This is a genomic window from Aeromonas sp. HMWF014, from assembly GCF_963878295.1.
Classification (GTDB): Bacteria; Pseudomonadota; Gammaproteobacteria; order Enterobacterales; family Aeromonadaceae; genus Aeromonas; species Aeromonas popoffii.
The window spans coordinates 10,088-11,872 of the sequence record NZ_CAWNYS010000464.1; the positions used below are offsets into that span (position 1 = coordinate 10,088).

General features: G+C 56.7%; 2 protein-coding genes. Both read right to left on the reverse strand.

The genetic code is table 11. From position 1 onward, the window contains the following. The coding region (gene eno / locus AAC083_RS18235) for a phosphopyruvate hydratase (RefSeq protein WP_108537349.1) at positions 1 to 1,297 on the reverse strand (1,297 nt) is incomplete at its 3' end. A gap of 89 nt (positions 1,298 to 1,386) precedes the next feature. Then, a partial coding sequence (locus AAC083_RS18240; RefSeq protein ID WP_181364810.1) for a glutamine amidotransferase-related protein occupies positions 1,387 to 1,785 on the reverse strand: 399 nt, incomplete at its 5' end.

Genomic DNA, 1,785 nt, shown 5'->3' on the forward strand with positions numbered 1-1,785 from the left:
CCTGGCCTTTCACTTCTTTCAGACCGTTGAACGGAGCTTTGGCACCCAGAGCTTCTTCGATACGGATCAGCTGGTTGTACTTGGCAACACGGTCAGAACGGCTCATGGAACCGGTCTTGATTTGGCCTGCAGCGGTACCAACAGCCAGGTCGGCGATGGTCGCGTCTTCGGTCTCACCGGAACGGTGGGAGATGACGGCAGTGTAGCCAGCGTCTTTGGCCATCTTGATGGCAGCCAGGGTTTCGGTCAGGGAACCGATCTGGTTGAACTTGATCAGGATGGAGTTGGCGATGCCGTTGTCGATGCCGCGCTTCAGGATCTTGGTGTTGGTTACGAACAGGTCGTCACCCACGATCTGGATTTTCTTACCCAGCTCTTTGGTCTGGTAAGCGAAACCGTCCCAGTCAGATTCGTCCAGGCCATCTTCGATGGAGACGATCGGGAACTTGGTGGTCAGGTCAGCCAGGTAGTCGGAGAACTCGTTGGAGGTGAAGATACGACCTTCGCCCTTCAGGTTGTACTCTTTCTTCTCGGCATCGTAGAACTCGGAAGCAGCGCAGTCCATGGCCAGGGTGATGTCTTTACCCAGTACATAGCCAGCAGCGGCAACGGCTTCAGCGATCACTTCCAGCGCTTCGGCGTTGGATTTCAGGTTGGGAGCGAAACCACCTTCATCACCCACAGCAGTGTTGTAGCCCTTGGACTTCAGCACTTTGGCCAGGTTGTGGAACACTTCGGCACCCATGCGAACGGCTTCTTTCAGGGTCTTGGCGCCAACCGGCTGGATCATGAACTCCTGGATGTCGACGTTGTTGTCGGCGTGCTCACCACCGTTGATGATGTTCATCATCGGCAGCGGCATGGAGTAAACACCGGCGGTGCCGTTCAGCTCGGCGATGTGAGCGTACAGCGGCAGGCCTTTGGCAGCGGCGGCGGCTTTGGCGTTGGCCAGGGAAACAGCCAGGATGGCGTTAGCGCCAAACTTGGATTTGTTCTCGGTGCCGTCGAGGTCGATCATGATCTGGTCGATAGCAGCCTGGTCCTTGGCATCTTTACCCAGCAGAGCTTGAGCGATCGGGCCGTTGACGGCGGCGAGGGCTTTCAGAACGCCTTTACCCAGGAAACGGCTCTTGTCGCCGTCACGCAGTTCCAGCGCTTCGCGGGAACCGGTGGACGCGCCAGACGGCGCGGCTGCCATACCAACAAAACCACCTTCCAGGTGAACTTCGGCCTCAACGGTCGGGTTACCACGGGAGTCGATGATTTCACGACCGATCACTTTAACGATCTTGGACATGTGTATTTCCTCAGGTTTCGTAAAAAAACAACAAAAATATGCCAAAAAAAGCGGCTGTGGCACAGAGCCTCAACCGCATTTATTTTAAATTACTTCAGATTACGCTTCTGATACTCGCCTGCCGCCTTCACAAAACCGGCGAACAGGGCGTGGCCATCACGGGGAGTCGAGGTGAACTCCGGGTGGAACTGCGCCGCCACGAACCAGGGGTGATCCGGGATCTCGATGATTTCCACCAGTTTCTTGTCGGCGGAGAGACCGGTCACTTTCAGACCTGCCGCTTCAATCTGCGGCAGCAGCTTGTTGTTCACTTCGTAACGATGACGGTGGCGCTCGTAAATGGTCGGGCTGCCGTACATCTGACGCACCTTGGAATCGTCGACCAGGTGGCAGAGCTGGGAGCCCAGACGCATGGTGCCGCCCAGATCGGACTTCTCGGTACGAGTCTCGACGTTGCCTTCGTCATCCACCCACTCGGTGATGAGACC